The 17,009-nt window shown below is 44.6% G+C and carries 15 protein-coding genes; 6 read left to right on the forward strand and 9 right to left on the reverse strand.

Going from position 1 to position 17,009, the window contains the following annotated elements:
• Positions 1-59: 59 nt before the first annotated feature.
• The 3 genes from RWY97_RS00455 to RWY97_RS00465 form a co-directional block, all read right to left on the reverse strand.
• Positions 60-614 carry a hypothetical protein gene (locus RWY97_RS00455; RefSeq protein WP_315564948.1) on the reverse strand — a complete coding sequence of 185 codons (555 nt, stop codon included), beginning with the start codon at positions 612-614 and terminating at the stop codon, positions 60-62.
• An 8-nt stretch (positions 615-622) separates the two neighbouring features.
• Positions 623-1,039, reverse strand: coding sequence for a hypothetical protein (locus tag RWY97_RS00460; protein ID WP_315564949.1), 417 nt, complete (start codon positions 1,037-1,039; stop codon positions 623-625).
• 391 nt (positions 1,040-1,430) lie between these two features.
• A complete protein-coding gene (locus RWY97_RS00465; RefSeq protein ID WP_315564950.1) occupies positions 1,431-1,949 on the reverse strand; it encodes a nitroreductase in 519 nt (172 codons plus the stop codon).
• A 185-nt stretch (positions 1,950-2,134) separates the two neighbouring features.
• Between RWY97_RS00465 and RWY97_RS00470 the strand changes: the two genes are divergently transcribed.
• Positions 2,135-2,476 carry a winged helix-turn-helix transcriptional regulator gene (locus RWY97_RS00470; protein WP_315564951.1) on the forward strand — a complete coding sequence of 114 codons (342 nt, stop codon included), beginning with the start codon at positions 2,135-2,137 and terminating at the stop codon, positions 2,474-2,476.
• Positions 2,477-2,782: 306 nt separating this feature from the next.
• On the opposite strand, the gene RWY97_RS00475 is transcribed toward RWY97_RS00470, so the two are convergent.
• Together RWY97_RS00475 and RWY97_RS00480 are read right to left on the reverse strand one after the other, a co-directional pair.
• On the reverse strand, positions 2,783-3,847 hold the full coding sequence (locus RWY97_RS00475; protein ID WP_273175449.1) for a bifunctional 3-deoxy-7-phosphoheptulonate synthase/chorismate mutase type II: 1,065 nt from the start codon (positions 3,845-3,847) through the stop codon (positions 2,783-2,785).
• Between the two features lie 3 nt (positions 3,848-3,850).
• Complete coding sequence (locus RWY97_RS00480; RefSeq protein WP_315564952.1) at positions 3,851-4,648, reverse strand: tetratricopeptide repeat protein; 798 nt, start codon at positions 4,646-4,648, stop codon at positions 3,851-3,853.
• 164 nt (positions 4,649-4,812) lie between these two features.
• Between RWY97_RS00480 and RWY97_RS00485 the strand changes: the two genes are divergently transcribed.
• The 3 genes from RWY97_RS00485 to RWY97_RS00495 all read left to right on the forward strand — a co-directional run bounded on the left by RWY97_RS00485 (position 4,813) and on the right by RWY97_RS00495 (position 7,556).
• Positions 4,813-5,523, forward strand: a complete 711-nt coding sequence (locus RWY97_RS00485; protein ID WP_273175455.1) for a transporter — start codon at positions 4,813-4,815, stop codon at positions 5,521-5,523.
• Positions 5,524-5,728: 205 nt separating this feature from the next.
• Positions 5,729-6,550: an AAA family ATPase gene (locus RWY97_RS00490; protein WP_315564953.1), complete on the forward strand. Its 822-nt coding sequence runs from the start codon at positions 5,729-5,731 to the stop codon at positions 6,548-6,550.
• A 7-nt stretch (positions 6,551-6,557) separates the two neighbouring features.
• Positions 6,558-7,556 carry a DUF4435 domain-containing protein gene (locus RWY97_RS00495; protein ID WP_021583368.1) on the forward strand — a complete coding sequence of 333 codons (999 nt, stop codon included), beginning with the start codon at positions 6,558-6,560 and terminating at the stop codon, positions 7,554-7,556.
• Positions 7,557-8,372: 816 nt separating this feature from the next.
• Here RWY97_RS00495 and RWY97_RS00500 read toward each other — a convergent pair.
• The 4 genes from RWY97_RS00500 to dxs are packed head-to-tail and all read right to left on the reverse strand — an operon-like array spanning position 8,373 to position 14,074.
• The gene (locus RWY97_RS00500) at positions 8,373-9,335 is read right to left on the reverse strand and encodes a type I phosphomannose isomerase catalytic subunit (RefSeq protein ID WP_273175458.1); all 963 of its coding nucleotides are present in this window, start codon (positions 9,333-9,335) and stop codon (positions 8,373-8,375) included.
• 37 nt (positions 9,336-9,372) lie between these two features.
• The gene (locus tag RWY97_RS00505) at positions 9,373-10,830 is read right to left on the reverse strand and encodes a TrkH family potassium uptake protein (protein WP_021583168.1); all 1,458 of its coding nucleotides are present in this window, start codon (positions 10,828-10,830) and stop codon (positions 9,373-9,375) included.
• A gap of 2 nt (positions 10,831-10,832) precedes the next feature.
• Positions 10,833-12,176, reverse strand: coding sequence for a Trk system potassium transporter TrkA (gene trkA / locus RWY97_RS00510; protein ID WP_024991939.1), 1,344 nt, complete (start codon positions 12,174-12,176; stop codon positions 10,833-10,835).
• The gene (gene dxs, locus RWY97_RS00515; protein WP_315564954.1) at positions 12,173-14,074 is read right to left on the reverse strand and encodes a 1-deoxy-D-xylulose-5-phosphate synthase; all 1,902 of its coding nucleotides are present in this window, start codon (positions 14,072-14,074) and stop codon (positions 12,173-12,175) included. Before dxs ends, trkA begins: the two co-directional genes overlap by 4 nt.
• Before the next feature lie 866 nt (positions 14,075-14,940).
• Between dxs and RWY97_RS00520 the strand changes: the two genes are divergently transcribed.
• Positions 14,941-15,132 (forward strand): hypothetical protein, encoded by a 192-nt coding sequence (locus RWY97_RS00520; protein WP_024991941.1) that lies wholly within the window; start codon positions 14,941-14,943, stop codon positions 15,130-15,132.
• Positions 15,133-15,190: 58 nt separating this feature from the next.
• Complete coding sequence (locus tag RWY97_RS00525) at positions 15,191-16,819, forward strand: hypothetical protein (RefSeq protein WP_315564955.1); 1,629 nt, start codon at positions 15,191-15,193, stop codon at positions 16,817-16,819.
• The last annotated feature ends 190 nt before the right edge of the window (positions 16,820-17,009 follow it).

Here is a 17,009-nt window from a genome sequence, read left to right on the forward strand (position 1 = left end):
TAAGATGATCAGCTTTGAAATAAAAATACAATAAAGTATGAAGAAAAAAATAGTGACTTTTACATATCAGATCGTACAATAAAATCCGGATAAACAATTTCGTATCCTGTAAGCAACGTCTTGTCTATAATACAATATTGAATAGCTGGACAATTATCAAGAAATGCTTTATTATTATCTACAAACTTAAATCTGTAAGAAGCGAAGTCATAGTATGAGGCACTCCCATTTCCGTAAGCTCTTATACCTTTATACCTCTTTTGGAAACTCGTATGACATTTCAGATATTCGATAACTTCCTGAACCTTTACATCATTCGCTCGGCATTCTTTTCTGATAATCTCAGCACAATCACTAAAAACTTTCCTATCATCAAATCTATTATACAAATCAAAAACTTCATTATCATTCGGAATTGTTGATCTACATATAATATAACTTGAATTTGGGTAATGTTTCTTCCCCCACCAATGTCCTAATTTAATATCGGAATCCCAAAAATAATAGCCTGGTCCCAACCAGGCTAATTTACTATCACAACGGTAAGGCCCTTGCTGTTCTACCTCATCGGCATTATCTCTGTTTTCGACTGTCTGATATAGTTTTTTAGGCATACCGACAATTATTTCTCTTGAGTATGAGCTTTAAACTCATCTTTGAGCGAAGACAAATTCATCGTTGGAAGAACAATCGGATGAACATTTGCTTGAAGTGTAAGCGTACTAATAAAAGATCTGATATAAGGATAGATGATAGCTAAACTATTGGGATAGAAATAATCAGGAATATCATTTATATCCGCTATATCATTAAATACAAAATCAGCCTCTAATACAACTTTGATGACTTCAACAGACTGTTTTTCTTTGTCATAAGAAGCTTTAAATTCCAATACCAAAGAAAAAATCTTAGTCTGAGGATCAAATTGTCCCCTTGGATGGAAATGAATCCCCAAAGCACATTCATCAGGAATTTCGCTCATCATCAAATGAGCTTCTGAAAAAACATATCTCTCAAAAGAAAAAATAGCTTTTTCCATTATTTATGCTGCTAAATAATAATCAGAATTATTCCCATCAAAAGAATTCTCTATTTTCGGCTGAATTTCAGTCTCAACGATCTCATGTCTATAAATCGGCTCTATAAATTTATTCGTCTCCCGTATAAACCGTATTGCATTTGGACCGTAGTTGAATTCCGAATGAATTCGCTTCCACTCCTCCCTTAATTTCTCTTTGGACGTAGACCGGAAATAGTCCCTTAATTGTTCTACCAAAGTTACCATTGTTTTTATTCTTTGTTGCAAAGATAGTAATAAATTATGAACCGTACTATATATTCCGTCCAAATTCGACATCCATTCACATTCTATAACACAGAAAGATCACGCAAAGAAAAAAAAATGATAATAATTAATCTATTCTCATTCACTAAACGTGATACACATAATCGGATTTACGCTGTGTAGCCTTACCTGACGGGGAAGACGCATAACCCAACACACAGAAGCCAATACCCTCATAATCGCCAGTTATACCCCAGTTGTGCAACATCTGCAGCCCTTCCTCACTTGCGAAAATCTCCTTCGCACGGTGTATCCAACAACTACCCAAACCTAACGAGTGGGCAGCAATCAACAGATTACCCATTACTAACGAGCCATCGTAGATATAAGTAGGACGTTCCCTATCAGCCAACACTGCGAGCACCACCGGTGCCCCATAAAACGGATCGCCTTTACTACCCATCACTTGGGCATTTAATTCAGAAAGGCGATCGCGCACAACCTTATCGGTTATCTCCACAATAACGGCCGGCTGTTTACCCTTTCCACTCGGTGCATAAGTCCCTGCCTTGACCACTTTGTCTATCAATTCCTGCTCCGGCATCTTTTCCGAAACAAAATTCCTCACGCTACGCCGTGTGAGCAATGCTTCAATCGTTTCCATATTACTTGTTTTATTCTATTGCAAAAGTACGGATAAATTATGAAAACTCAGCCATATCAACATAAAACTTTTGGACAATATCCGGATAAATAGGGACTCTCTTAAATGCGTATCAACATCATTTAACCATTATCAGTATTTCTTGCAGTTTCTTTTTGTTACTTTTGTACGAAAAATCAAGAAATATGGCAGAATATTCAACTTGCCCCGTCAGACAGGTTATCAGTAAATTCGGTAATAAATGGTCAATACTTATTCTTTACTCATTGCATACCAGTGAGAGAGGAATTCTTCGTTTTAATGAACTTAGACTATTGATACCCGATTGTTCTCCCAAAATGCTTTCTGCAACACTGAAAAGCCTTGAGCAGAGCCACCTCATCCATCGTGAAATCTACCCTGTCGTTCCACCGAAAGTGGAATATTCTCTCACCACTACGGGACATTCGTTGATGCCTGTGATAATGGCCATCATTGAATGGGCTGACCAACATTTTGACGAGATTGTGACAAAGAAAAACTTTTGATAAGTTTTTTGTCCCAAAGAGCCTACTCACAACAACCAGCTCGAAATATCCTGACAAGTATACGACCTCTGCCCTACTACTTGTATAGGAGTGCCCCACAAGTATACGACTTCTCACCAAACACACCCGTACCTCCATTTCTAGCACTTCTTCTTACAAAGTCAAATCTTTTGTCAGTTTTCTATTCGGATGCCTTGAACGAAATGGAGCTACACGTCATCCGGATCTTCACTTAAAGCCCGTGAACCCACGTTAAGAACTTCAAATACCGGGCTTTATTCATATACGAAATAACGTACTTACCCCCTACTTATTGATCATCTCCATCTGCTGTCTGACACTCTCTTCGTGGATGTTTTCAAAGATGCGGGCGGTAAATTCAGCAGACATTCCGCAGAGCGTCCCCTGTGCACCGCGCTTGTCGAGAATCTCGTTGTAACGTGCGGGCTGCAAAACGGTCATATTGTGCTCTTTCTTATACTGCCCGATCTCGCGACTGATACGCATCCTTCGCGACAGCAAGTCCATCAGTTGATTGTCGAGGTCGTCTATCTGCCGGCGCAGTTGAGCAATACCCTCAGTGATAACGTGCTCATCGCGCACCACGAGAAGCGAGAGGATGTAGTCTAAAACTTCGGGAGTAATTTGTTGCTTGGCATCGCTCCACGCCTCGTCGGGTGCACAATGACTCTCCACGATCAGTCCATCGAAGCCCAAATCCATCGCCTGTTGGCAGAGCGGTGCAATCAACTCGCGGCGACCACCGATGTGACTGGGGTCGCAAATAATGGGCAGATTAGGAATGCGGCGGCGCAGTTCGATAGGAATTTGCCACATCGGTGCATTGCGATAAATCTTTTTTTCATAACTCGAAAAGCCGCGGTGGATGGCAGCGATACGCTTGATACCAGCCTGATTGACACGCTCCATTCCGCCGATCCACAGTTCAAGATCAGGATTGACAGGATTCTTGACGAGAATCGGTATGTCGACACCTTGCAGACTGTCAGCCAGAGCTTGCATTGCGAACGGATTGGCGCAGGTACGGGCGCCGATCCAGAGAATGTCGAAGCCGTATTCAAGACACAATTCTACATGCTCAGGCGTGGCCACTTCAGTAGTAATCTGCATTCCCGTTTCATCTTTCACACGTTTCATCCAAGGTAAGGCCTTCTCTCCGTTGCCTTCGAAACCACCGGGCTTAGTACGCGGTTTCCACACGCCGGCACGAAAGATGTGGCAACCCTTACGGGCCAACTCGTTCGCAGTAGCGACGACTTGTTGTTCGGTCTCTGCCGAGCAGGGCCCTGCCATTACAATAGGGCGATTGTGGTCACTCGGCAAGTTGAGCGGCAGTAAATCTAATTCCATAATTTATCCGGCCGTCTCTTGCATCAATGCTTCGGCTTGCTGCAAATCGGCATTGCCGTGCTCTTCATCACCATTTTGGATAAGCAATGCTCCCCGTTCTTTGAAAGCAGCGATACAGAACGGGTTGATATCAAGAACTTTACCGTAAGTTTCAATGGCGGTCTCTATCTCCCCCCGACGACGTTCCACGCGGGCTTCGAGCAGCAACACATCTTCATTGCCGGTAATATGTTCGAGCAAGTAATGCACATCCTCATCAGCTTCGGCTACTTCATCAACCTGCAACAGCGTTTCACCTCGCAGCAAATAGGCATCATAATAATCAGCTTTCAAGACAATCGACTTCGTAAGCATCGCAATGGCGTTTACGGTATCACCCTGTCCAAGACAAGCACGTGCATATAAATAATGTACCTGCGGATTATCCCCATCAAGCAACAGCGCCTTTTCACAAGCATTGGCCATCGCTCCGTAATCCTCCATCATATATGCCACGTTGGCCATCCGAATCCATATCTGCACATTATCGGGCTGTGCTTCAGCCAATTTCTGCAATTGCTCATAAGCCAGTAGCAAATCACCCACACCGATAAGCGCCTGAGACAGATAGTCTCGCACTTCAAGGTCATCCTGCAATTCGAGTGCGTGCTGAAAACAATCGGTAGCAAACCGCACTTCGCCTGCACGCAAAGCCCGCACACCATCATATTTCAATGTGTCGAAATTGCGTGCAACCTCTCCTTTGGTTTTCTCTTCCGGAGTCTCCTCCTTACTTCCAAACAAAGCTTTGAAAAAATTCATTTCACTTGTACGATTAGAATAACAGTACAAAAATACGATAAATTCGATGAAGTGCAAAACAAATTCTGAATAATTTATAAAGCGTCTCTTATAAACGATAAATTCCCTAAAAATCATTCTATTTGTTTGGTCCTTCGAGCCGTTTAACCTATCTTTGCCTTACAATGAAACGTTATACACTCATCATAACAATTCTGTTTTATTGCCTCTTAGTTCGTGCACAAGAGGTGAGAAGCGGCATTTCATCGGTGACTTCTGCCCAGAAACCGATTTCATCTGCTGTTACTCCGGCACACGACATTATAGCTCCCGCAATCAATAAAGTTTCAATCGACTCACTGCATCTTCCTGCACTCAATACTAACGGACAAGTGCAACCGTTCCATTTATCACCACTCTATTGGGGTGGATGGTATAACTGGAATCTCCATCGAGGTTTGAACATCAATCTCGGAGCCTCCGTCTTTGCCCAATTTGGCAAGAATGCACATCACGGTGCCGGTTTCACACAAAGCATTTCGGCGATGTATGCAATGCCAATTACTTCGAAACTCTCGTTTGCCGTCGGCGGCTACTTCAACAATATCTATTGGGCACACGACAGTTTCCGCGATACCGGCCTTTCAGCCGTACTCGGTTATCGCCTCAATGAGCATTGGGAAGCCTATCTGTATGGACAGAAATCATTGGTCGACAACCAACGAATCCCTTACCCATTGTATGATATGCAATCACTCGGTGATCGTATCGGTGCTGCCGTCAAATACAATTTCAATCCTAATTTCAGTATTCAGCTCTCCGTAGAGCAAGGTTGGATGCCCCGCCGAGACGGTCAATATTTCGACAAATATAATTATCCCATACCAGAAAAATAGTAACCATACTGACAATAAAAAGTCATTTCTTTACACTTCTAATTGGAGAAAGGGCACAAGATTGCATAACTTTGCAATTGCTTATTAAAGCTACCTCTCCCAACAATGTGATAATTTACAACAAAAAACCTTGCAGATTGAATTTAAATTCGTATATTTGCCAGGTACTAATAACCGAATTTCAATTTAAACCATCAATTCTCAATTGGCAAAATACGCAGATTACATAGAGCAAATAGAGATAGACTCGCTGTGGAGCGGTCGCAGACACGTGATGTGGAACCTCGACAGACATGTCAATGTGTTGAGCGGCGTCAACGGAGTAGGCAAAAGTACCATATTAAATAAGGTGGTACGAAGTCTGAAAGACGGCGGAGAATTTTCCAGTCATCTATTAAAAGGCGTACATCTTACGGTGAATCCCGCCGACGCCAAATGGATTCGGTACGACATTATACGCAGTTTCGACCGACCGTTGCTGTCGTCAGACGTCATCACCAAAGTCGACATCGAACTTATTACAGAGTTAGACTGGCAGCTGTTTCAACTGCAACGCAAGTATCTTGACTATCAGGTGAACGTGGGGAATCGGATGATCGAGATGTTGCAAAGCGGAACTCCTGACGCAGCCCAACGTGCCCAAGCGCTGGCAGAACCCAAACGTCTGTTTCAAGACATCGTAGACCGACTCTTCAAAGATACGGGCAAGACCATCATCCGCACCGAAAACGAGATTCGCTTTTCGCAAATCGGTGAGACATTGGTGCCCTACCAGCTGTCGAGCGGCGAGAAACAGATGCTCGCTATACTATTGACCGTTTTGGTGGAAGACAATCAAAACTACGTGCTTTTTATGGATGAGCCCGAGGTTAGTCTGCACGTAGAATGGCAACAGCAGCTCATCGATCTCATTCTCCAACTCAATCCTAATGTTCAAATCATCCTTACCACCCATTCGCCGGCCGTGATTATGAACGGTTGGATGGACCGCGTAACCGAGGTTTCGGATATAACAGACAACGAATAAAGCTGCAATGGTAAAGCGTTTGAGAGACAATCTGTCATCCAAATACTTCGAGGCGGGCAACCGTATGACGTCAAGAACAGCTCGTCGGCGCATCGTCGCCTATGTAGAAAGCTATGACGATATTTTCTTTTGGCGCACGATTCTGAGCAGTTTTGAAAACAGCACACGCTATTTTCAAGTGATGCTCCCCTCGAAAGTTCATCAGTTGGAGCGTGGCAAGAAAGCTGTGCTGATGCGATTGTTAAGTCATAACGTGGGCAAGGATATGATTGCGTGCGTCGATGCAGACTACGACTACCTGCTGCAAGGCGCTACACAGATGTCGAAAGAAGTGTGTACGAATCCATACATATTCCATACTTACAGCTATGCAATAGAGAATCTGCAATGCTTTGCACCCGGTTTGCACGATATCACGGTAGCAGTGACACTGAATGATCACGCTATTTTCGACTTCGAAGCATTCTTCCGACAGTATTCCGAAGCCATTTTCCCGCTCTTCGTTTGGAACATTTGGTATTACAGAAGCACACATTACGGCGACTTCACGATAACAGACTTCAACCGAACAATTTCTATCGGACACGTCAATCTGCAAAATCCCGAGGCGGCCATCGACCACTTGCGGCACCGGGTGGGGCAAAAAATCAAACAGTTGCAAGCACTCAATCCCACAGCCAAAGCCGGGTATCAACAAGTGAAGGATGATATCAAACGCTTAGGAGTAACTCCACAAACCACGTATCTATACATTCAAGGGCACCACTTGTTCGATTCGCTCAGCACACCATTGCTCGGTCGCGTGTGCGACAGACTTATCCGCGAACGTGAACACGAGATTTACAGCCAAGCAAAACATACCGTTCAGCTTCACAATGAGCTGTCTTCTTACAAGCATAGCCTTGAAGACATTGCCTCGATGTTAAAGAGAGGAATGGGATTTCTGAACTCTTCGCAAGTGAAGAGTATTCGGTCGGATCTCGAAAAATATTTAGACGTATCGTAACCAACCGTCGATTACGATACGAAAGATCGTTAAACGACAGGCGATTGACCACTAACGATTAATCGCACACCCGAGACAATTTTTAGAATCTGCTAACACACAACGAGATACGAGAACGTATCTATTCGTGTTTCTCCCAACGGCAAGGGTTTTAATTAAAAAGGCCGACAGACACCCCAAACGCACGCGAATCGAAGTGATCATCAGTCTGGATATAGTTGTCGAAAGCATTTCTGTCAGATTGCCGCGTAAAAAGAACTCATAGAAAAACATATTGGTCACATACAAAGAAACAGGGAAAACGCATTGTAAGGTGTTTGGCTCAATCCTTACGAATAAATATGAGATCATATTCAGATAAAAGTGATGTCATATTCAGACAAATATGACATCATATTCAGACAAAAGTGACGTCATATTCAGACAAATATGACATCATATTCAGACAAAAATGACGTCATATTCAGACAAAAGTGACGTCATATTCAGACAAATATGACGTCATATTCAGACAAAAGTGACGTCATATTCAGACAAAAAAAAGACATCATATTCAGACAAAAGTGACGTCATATTCAGACAAAAATGACATCATATTCAGACAAAAGTGACGTCATATCCAGACAAAAATGACATCATATTTAGACAAAAATGACGTCATATTCAATAAAATATGACGTCATATCCTTTATCTTACCCTATAATACGTATATATAAGGCGTTTTCCCGGTATAAAGAGAAGCCTGCTATCTTTCCGAGTTCCCCTGTGATACGAGCCAAAAGATTCCAAATAACAGGAGTCTTAGGCAATGTATGTTACACGTAAGTTTCAAGGAATTTGATGGTTCCCTCAACCTTTAAAGTGCGTGTCGTGGCGGGAATCAAGACCGATTCGCCGGCTTGCAGCGTGAAAGCATTGCCTTCGTTATCGATAATTGTGCCGGCCCCTTTGACACCGATGAGAATCACAAAACTGTCGAGCTCGGTATAATCGAGCGTCATCGGCTCGTCGAGATCATAAACGGCGGTACAGAAATAGGGACAACGCACGAGCGAAACGCCTTGATTGCGCTGCGGTACATACGCTGTTCGGTAGTTCTTCTCGACATTATAATTGATACATTCGGCCGCCTCCTTGGTGTGGAGTTGGCGATAATTGCCGTCTTTATCCTTACGTTTGAAGTCGTAAATGCGATACGTCACATCACTGGTCTGCTGTATCTCGGCAAGGAAACAGCCGGCACCGATGCTATGAATGCGACCTGCGGGCAGGAAGAAACAGTCGCCTTCTTTCACGGCATAGTCGGCAATGGCGTCGCAAATGGTGTCGTTAGCCACCATCGCTTTATATTGTTCGGGCGTGATCTGCTGCTTCAACCCCGAGCGAAGATGTGCATCCGGCTCCGAAGCCATCACATACCACATCTCGGTTTTACCGCGCAGCTTACCTTGTTTATGCGCCATCTCGTCGGTAGGATGCACTTGTATGGAGAGATCCTGACGCGCATCGATGAACTTAATAAGCAGCGGGAAGTCGGAGCCGAAGCGCTTATAGTTCTCCGCTCCGATGAGACGATCTTTCAATTCGGCCACGACGTCGTTCAATTTGCGGCCCTTATATTCGCCATCGGCCACAATCGACTCGTTATCTTTCACTCCGGAGATTTCCCAACTCTCGCCCACATTTTCAGCCTTGTCCACGAGATGCTTGAAAGGTATGATTTTATCACCGCCCCAGATGGTCTGTTTCAGCAGTGGATTGAATTTGAATGGTTTCATCGTTTCTTTATTTTTAAGTCGTTATTTTGTTGTTGTTTCAGTTCTGATTCCAGAATCCGGGCGTGAAGATCACCAGCACGCTAAATATCTCTAAACGGCCGACGAGCATCAGCAGCGAACACATCCACTTGGCAAAGTCGGGCAACATACTCCACGACATCGTAGGTCCGATTTCAATACCTAATGTCGGCCCAACATTACCGAGCGCACTTAGGGTAATCGTCACGGCATTGGTGTTGTCGATTCCGAATGCAATCATCGTGAAAGAGCATATCAAGCAAAGGATGAGATAGACCGCGAGAAAGGCCAACAACGTGACGCGCTTGGACTGCTCGATATTCACACCGTCTATTTTCAGCGGCAAAACAGCATTCGGGTGCAGAATTTGACGGAACTCGTTCTTGATAATCTTGATTAACATTACCCCTCGAATACATTTCAGTCCACCGCTCGTACTGCCCGAACTAGCACCAAAAAACATACAAAGAGCCAACACCACCCACGTAACGTGCGGCCACTGGCCTGCATCATCGTTGAAAAGTCCGGTCGTAGTAATAAAGGATACCACTTGGAAAATGCCACACCGGAAAGCGTGTTCTACATCATAGCCTCGGCGGGTGATGAGTTCTAACATAATAAATGCAGTGAACCCGAGTACCAATGTCAGATAAAACTTAAATTCGGTGTTCTTAAACAGAGAACCGGGTTTGAATTTTACGACAGTTGCATAAAGCAAAGTGAAGTTGACACCCGATAGGAAACAAAAGAGCGTACTGGCATACTCCAATGCAGGCGAACGAAAAAACTCCGTGCTGGTATTGTGCGTAGAGAAGCCACCGGTGGCTGTCGTGGTCATTGCATAATTCAAACTGTCGAACCATCCCATCCCGAATAAAAAGTAAGTACCGATGCAGGCGATGGTCAAGACGAGATAAACGGTCCATAACCATTTGGCACTCGTACTCAATCGTGGATGCAGCTTACTTTTAATAGGCCCCGTAGCTTCGGCTGCAAATACCCTGACCGACCCACCGACTAACGAAGGCAACAGAGCGATAGTGAAAAAGACGATACCCAACCCGCCGATCCACTGAGTCAGCGAACGCCAGAACAACAGTCCGTGAGGGAGCGCTTCCACATCGTCTAAAATCGTTGCACCGGTTGTAGTGAAGCCCGACATCGTCTCAAAATAGGCATCCGTGAAGCTCGTGATATACCCACTGATAAGAAACGGCAATGTTCCGAACAGGCTGAATATCACCCACGAGAGCGTCACCACAAGGTAAGCGTCGCGCCGCCCCATCGTGTTATCGGCTCCATTACCTTTATGTTTAAGAATGAAGCCGAACAGTGCCGTAGTGATGGCAGATATAAGAAAGGCAATTATGTCGTCTTCATTATAATAAAAGGCCATTCCCAAACACAACAACAACAGTGCAGCTTCGATAAAAAGCAGCGAACCGAGGATTTTATAGACTATTTTCCCGTTGATCATTACTATATGAAGAATTTCTCAATTTTAGTCATTCCGAGGTTGTTGCAGAATACCATCACAGTGTCGCCGGCCTCAATCTGCGTGTTACCCGATACAAGTCGACCGTCGCCATTACGCACCAATCCGCCGATTGTCATTCCGGCGGGCAGTCCTAAGTCCTTGACAGGCTTGCGGGTGATTTTCGATCCCGGCACAGGGATAAACTCGGCGACATCGGCATTGGTAGCCGTGAGGAACCGGACGTTATGCACATTGGCATCGAGCATCATCTGATAAATATGCCCGGCAGCAATGGCTTTCCTGTTGATAATGGTTCCGATATCAAAACTTTCGGCCATATCGATATAGTCGATGTTATCGACCATTGCCACGGTTTTCCTCACGCCCATCCGTTTGGCCGTGAGACAGGCAAGGATATTGGTCTCAGCATTACCCGTCATCGCAACGAAAGCCTGCGTATTCCTGATTCCCTCGTCTATGAGCAACGACACATCGCGGCCGTCGCCGTTGATGACCAATGTGCGACTGTCATCAAGAATCTCGTTGAGTTGCTCGCATCGGTGCTCGTCTTTTTCAATGATCTTCACTTCCATATAGTCCGGTATACTTTGGATTGCCCGCACGGTTGTGTTTCCGCCGCCCATAATCATTACGTTCTTCACATCCACATAATGCTCCTTCCCCACGATTTTGCGTACATAAGGAATATAGTTTCGGGTAGTCATAAAGTAAGCAAGGTCGTAAAGTTTCAGTTCATCGTTACCACCCGGTATAATCGTGTCGTGTCCGCGCTTGATAGCCACCACGTGATAAGGATCGTCTGGACCGCAAAGATCTTTGAGCGGCTGATTAAGTATCTCGCAACTCTCGCGCAGTTTGATACCCAACATCACGAGCACGCCGTTATGTACATCCCATCTTTGCCGCACCCAACTCATCTTCAAACCGTTGGCAATATCTTTGGCAGCCAGCTCTTCCGGATAAATCAGCGAACTGATACCCATCTGCCTGAATACATCCGCGTTTTCAGGTTGCAGATATTCGCAGTTGTCTATACGCGCCACGGTTTTCTTGGCACCGAAAGCGTGGGCCAGCGAACAAGCCGTGATGTTTTGATACTCATTAGGTGTCACGGCGATAAATAGGTCGATACTCGACACCCGCGCCTCTTTCAGCGTACGAATACAAGTGGGCGAAGCGTGAATCGTAAGCAGATCGAAATCGCTGCGGAGCTTTTCAAGATTCTCTTCGTTCTCATCGATCAACGTAATCTCTTGGTTATTGCGTGACAGGAGTTTAGCCAAATGCGTTCCGATGGCATAAGCTCCCACAATGATGATTTTCATATCAAATCCTCTCCCATAATATTCTTCTTGATGCTTTCAATGTCAAGCCCAACGATTTCGTACAGTTGCTCTACACTGCCGTGTTCTACAAAACAATCGTCTATTCCCATCCGCACAATCTGCGGATGATAACCGCGGTCGCTCATCCATTCTAAAACGGCCGAGCCGAATCCGCCATTGCGTACACCGTCTTCGATGGTAATGATACGATTGAATTTTCCTGCAATTTCAAACAACAACGTTTCGTCGAGCGGTTTGATGTATCTCATATCATAATGGGCTACGCTGCGCGCGCCGTTCAGTTCGTTGATGGCCTGCTCTACTCGGTTGCCTATCGGGCCGATACTGAGCACGGCCACGTCATTCCCCTCACGAAGCCGGCGACCCGTGCCTACCGGTGCTTCCTCGAACGGGCATTCCCAGTCTTTGAGCACGCCCCGCCCTCGGGGATAACGAATCACGAAAGCCCCCTTATCGGGCAGTTGAGCCGTGTACATTAGCCGGCGAAGCTCGTGCTCATCCATCGGACTTGCAATCGTAAGATGCGGAACAGACCTCAGCGCAGCAATATCGAACACACCGTGATGTGTCGGACCGTCTTCGCCCACCAGACCGGCACGATCGAGACAGAGCACAACCGGCAAATCGAGCAGTGCAACGTCGTGAATAACGTTGTCGTAAGCACGCTGCGAGAACGAACTGTATATGTTGCAGAAAGGCGCCAGCCCGTCTTTCGCCATACCACCCGAGAACGTTACGGCATGCCCCTCGGCGATACCGACATCAAAAACGCGGTCGGGCATCTCTTTCATCATAATACTCATTGAGCATCCCGTCGGCATCGCGGGCGTCACGCCGACAATCTTCGGATTGTGGCGGGCCAACTCCAAAAGCGTATGTCCGAAAACATCCTGAAACCGCAACGCCCCCTCACTGTCGTCGCGTGTGAGCCGCTCGCCGGTGGTCGGATCAAACTTGCCCGGAGCGTGCCAAATTGTCGCTTCTTTCTCCGCAGGTCCGAAGCCCTTGCCCTTTGTCGTGTGCAAATGCAGCAGTTTCGGCCCGCGCATATCTTTCAACTGCCGAAGCACGCGTACAATCTCACGCACATCGTGCCCGTCGAACGGTCCGAAATAGCGGATATTCATTCCCTCAAAGATATTCTGCTGATGACTGATGGCCGACTTGATGGCGTTATTCAGCCGCAAGATTCCTTTCTTCCGACTCTCGCTCAGATAGCCCCTGCTGTGTAACCACTGCGAAGCCTTAAAGCGTAAACGATTGTAAGTTTCGTTCGTATCCAGATAAAGCAGATACTTCTCCATTCCGCCCACCGATCGATCGATGCTCATATCGTTATCGTTGAGCACGATAAGCAAGTCGTTGGGCGTAGACGAAACATTGTTCAGCCCCTCGAAAGCCAGTCCTCCACTCATCGCGCCGTCGCCGATTACGGCCACCACGTGCCGGTTTGTCAACCCCGTCTTTTTGGCCGCAACAGCCATACCCAATGCAGCCGAAATCGAGTTAGAAGCGTGCCCACACGTGAATGTATCATATTCGCTTTCCAACGGTGTAGGAAACGGACGCACACCGTGCAGCTTACGATTCGTACAAAACACATCGCGCCGTCCCGTGAGCATTTTATGTCCGTAAGCCTGATGCCCCACGTCCCAGACAATGCGATCGGCCGGCGTATCGAAGACATAATGCAACGCTACCGTGATCTCGATGGCTCCTAAACTTGAAGCCAAATGTCCCGGATTGACTGACACCTTATTTATAATATCCAGGCGCAACTCCTCACACAGCCGAGACAGCTGTTCGATGCTCAACTCCCGCAAGTCAACGGGAAATTTGACGTGATCAAGGAGTTCGAAATTTTCTTTTTCTTCCATTATCAGTAATGAATCGCCTTGCAAAGATACGAAGTTTTTCTTACCTTTATATACAAAGCATCGTAGATTTTACGAATTATTGCCGCTCGTCCTGTTTTTCCCGACCGTAGCTTTTCCGTTCTGACCTTTGCATTGCAAGGTTGTGCTCGCGTTCGATCTAAGCTCGAATGCAAGTAAAATGATACCATAAAGATTTATTTTGAAGTAAAAAAATACGGAAATCTTCTTATAGCTGACAATAAGAGGTATAGGAGGAAACGAACAGAAGTCGTATACTACTCATCGTCTACTCCTATACTTCTCCTTTGTTATAAACGGACACTCAAAAGTGATGAAATAAAAGCGTACTACACAAAACGCCACGTTTATGATTAAAATTAGAGTCTTATTTCTTTCAATTTTCAACTCTTTTTGGGGTAAAAAATAGAAAAGAAAGAGATAAGGAATGTACTTTTCTTTAAAATGCTTGCAAATTTAAAAATATTTGTCTACCTTTGTCAGCGAATTTATATCTAATATAACCATTCTCATCATTTCTGAGAAAAACGGATGAAGAATAGGATAGAGAGTTTGATGATAAAAGAAACAACACATAACGGCAATATCATACGAAGAGACCTTAATCTCCTCACGATTTTTAACGTTTTATATTTGGTTGTTTCAGAAAAAAGTGTAACACACACACACACACACACACAGGCGCTACAAGCTAACTTCATTTATTTGTTTTCGCGTATACGCGCGCGCGAAGCGTGTCGTAACCATAGATTGCAAAGAGATTCCCAAGTGATTCCTTTGCAGAGTGACTTGTGCTTTTCCGGCAACACAATACACATAAATTATTTATTCATTAAAATAGATTCAATATGAAACAAACAGAATTAGAGAGGCGGGCATACATTCGCCCGATGATGAAAGTCATCAATGTAGAAGTAGAACATCTACTCGCAATAGTCAGTGGAGACCACGAAGATATCGGACAAGGAGGAATTATAGAAACAGCCAAACCAGGATATTTTGATGATGAAGTAGAAGAAGATGAATTCTTCCATCCATAAGAAAATTGGAGAAAACCAAACCTCTTTTTTATTTATGAACGTAAAAGCAAAAGTAATAATGAAAAAAAGCAATGTGTTTTTTAAAACTGCATTTCTGCTAACAACAGCGGTACTGATCGGTTGTTCCGGTGATGAAGTGGCACAAAATGAGAAGCAGAATGGTAACAATGGCAATTCTCTTGCCAAAACCGTGACATTCACGGGCGAAAATATTCTCCCGACACGTATTTCTGCTACAAAGACCCAATCCCAAGATCCTACTACCCGCACTTGGATTACCCATACGGTGGGAAATGGTGCTAAGGCCTTTTGGTCTACGGGTGATAAGATTTGGGTGAAAGACGTTTACGGTAAATTTCAAAAGAGCAATTCCGGCGAATTTACTGACAATATGAAGAATGGCGTTTTTTTCGTTTCAGGTTCTTTCAAAGACGGTTGCACCGTACATTACACCGGAGCCAACGGGACATCGGGTAATATAGTGACTATTGCTGCCAGTCAGACACAATCGAAAGCCAATGATTTTACTCACGCCGGAGTATCAGGCGACTGCGGAACAGCGGAAGCTTCAGCTCACGGGAATAATTTCAAATTCAGGCTCACTCACAAAGCATCTTACATCTGTTTCTTACCGCATACATTAAATGCGTTTATCAAGAGAAGCAAACTCTTTAAGATTGAGGTTACTTCCGAAGACGAAATAGCCGGAGACTATGATTTTTCTACTGATGAGCTCTCGGACAGACCGAAGAAAAACGGTTCGAAAAAGATTACCCTTAATATCACAGCACCCGGGGGATTTACGGTGACTAATCCGAAAACCAAAATCGAAGAAAACGGATCTTATATCGTCATTGCTCCCGGAACACACAAACTCACGATACGTTATTGGTTTCGCAATGACAAAGATAATCCACTTAAACAGCCTCCATTTAAAGAACCGATTGAGGGAACTATAACTAAAACTTTAACTATCACCTGCGAGGCTGGTAAGATTTACGACGTTACAGCTAATTTGGATCCTAAGGATTATACTTCCAATTATTATATGTGGGATGCCAAAAAGCATTATTGGGAAGGTCAAGAACAAGATCAACCTAAGAAAAATGGTAGGCGCGGTAACCTTTATCCGGCTGGTATTGGCGATCGTTGGTATAATGAGGTGGCCTTCCCTGAAAGTGCTTCTCGTAGTTGCCAAAACTGCCCGAATGCTAACGAGTGTCTTTGGTATATCCAAAGAGGTGATCCTCATTGGGATGAAGAAGAACTTTGGACGGCAATGGGACACTTGTATACAGGCGGAATGTGGTTTAAAAAGAAAACTACTATCGGTTGGCAATTTAACCGAGACAAAGCTCCTAATCATCATAATTACACCCAGGAGGCCACATCTGCTTATTATGACAAGACTGATGTTCCTTTCGGTCGTCCCGAACATAGTGAAGATTATTTCTTCCTCCCGGCTTTAGGTGACTATGATACAGGATATCTTAACGGTGTCGGAGAAGTCGGTAACTATTGGACGTCCACTCCCACTCCGCAAAATGGCCAACCTGGCGTCAAGACCAAAGGCGCATATTACCTTTATTTCTATTCCAGAGCCAATAGTGGAGCTCGGTTAGGTAATGCATCTTTATATGGCGGTACTAACCGTTACAAAGGCCTCCCCTTGTGGACGGTAAAATGATTTATCCGATTTATTTTCTCATTCTGAAAATAAATAAACGAAGATAATGCTCAACACAGAAAAACGTCGCAGGTACTGAAATCACCTGTGGCGTTTTTCTTTAATTAAAAACACTATTTTGTTTTGCGGTGTAAAGAAAAACAATCTGTATATCAATGAAGTTATTTGGGGTTTTGATAACTTCATCGTT

The organism is Hoylesella pleuritidis, from assembly GCF_963541955.1.
GTDB lineage: Bacteria > Bacteroidota > Bacteroidia > Bacteroidales > Bacteroidaceae > Prevotella > Prevotella pleuritidis.

Bases quoted from the DNA above. Each gene is read 5' to 3' on its own strand.
- RWY97_RS00470 (WP_315564951.1), top strand. From the start codon at position 2,135: ATGGCAGAATATTCAACTTGCCCCGTCAGACAGGTTATCAGTAAATTC.
- dxs (WP_315564954.1), bottom strand. From the start codon at position 14,074: ATGGAAGAAAAAGAAAATTTCGAACTCCTTGATCACGTCAAATTTCCC.
- trkA (WP_024991939.1), bottom strand. From the start codon at position 12,176: ATGAAAATCATCATTGTGGGAGCTTATGCCATCGGAACGCATTTGGCT.
- RWY97_RS00525 (WP_315564955.1), top strand. From the start codon at position 15,191: ATGAAAAAAAGCAATGTGTTTTTTAAAACTGCATTTCTGCTAACAACA.
- RWY97_RS00485 (WP_273175455.1), top strand. From the start codon at position 4,813: ATGAAACGTTATACACTCATCATAACAATTCTGTTTTATTGCCTCTTA.
- RWY97_RS00500 (WP_273175458.1), bottom strand. From the start codon at position 9,335: ATGAAACCATTCAAATTCAATCCACTGCTGAAACAGACCATCTGGGGC.
- RWY97_RS00460 (WP_315564949.1), bottom strand. From the start codon at position 1,039: ATGGAAAAAGCTATTTTTTCTTTTGAGAGATATGTTTTTTCAGAAGCT.
- RWY97_RS00465 (WP_315564950.1), bottom strand. From the start codon at position 1,949: ATGGAAACGATTGAAGCATTGCTCACACGGCGTAGCGTGAGGAATTTT.
- RWY97_RS00480 (WP_315564952.1), bottom strand. From the start codon at position 4,648: ATGAATTTTTTCAAAGCTTTGTTTGGAAGTAAGGAGGAGACTCCGGAA.
- RWY97_RS00475 (WP_273175449.1), bottom strand. From the start codon at position 3,847: ATGGAATTAGATTTACTGCCGCTCAACTTGCCGAGTGACCACAATCGC.
- RWY97_RS00520 (WP_024991941.1), top strand. From the start codon at position 14,941: ATGAAACAAACAGAATTAGAGAGGCGGGCATACATTCGCCCGATGATG.
- RWY97_RS00455 (WP_315564948.1), bottom strand. From the start codon at position 614: ATGCCTAAAAAACTATATCAGACAGTCGAAAACAGAGATAATGCCGAT.
- RWY97_RS00495 (WP_021583368.1), top strand. From the start codon at position 6,558: ATGGTAAAGCGTTTGAGAGACAATCTGTCATCCAAATACTTCGAGGCG.
- RWY97_RS00505 (WP_021583168.1), bottom strand. From the start codon at position 10,830: ATGATCAACGGGAAAATAGTCTATAAAATCCTCGGTTCGCTGCTTTTT.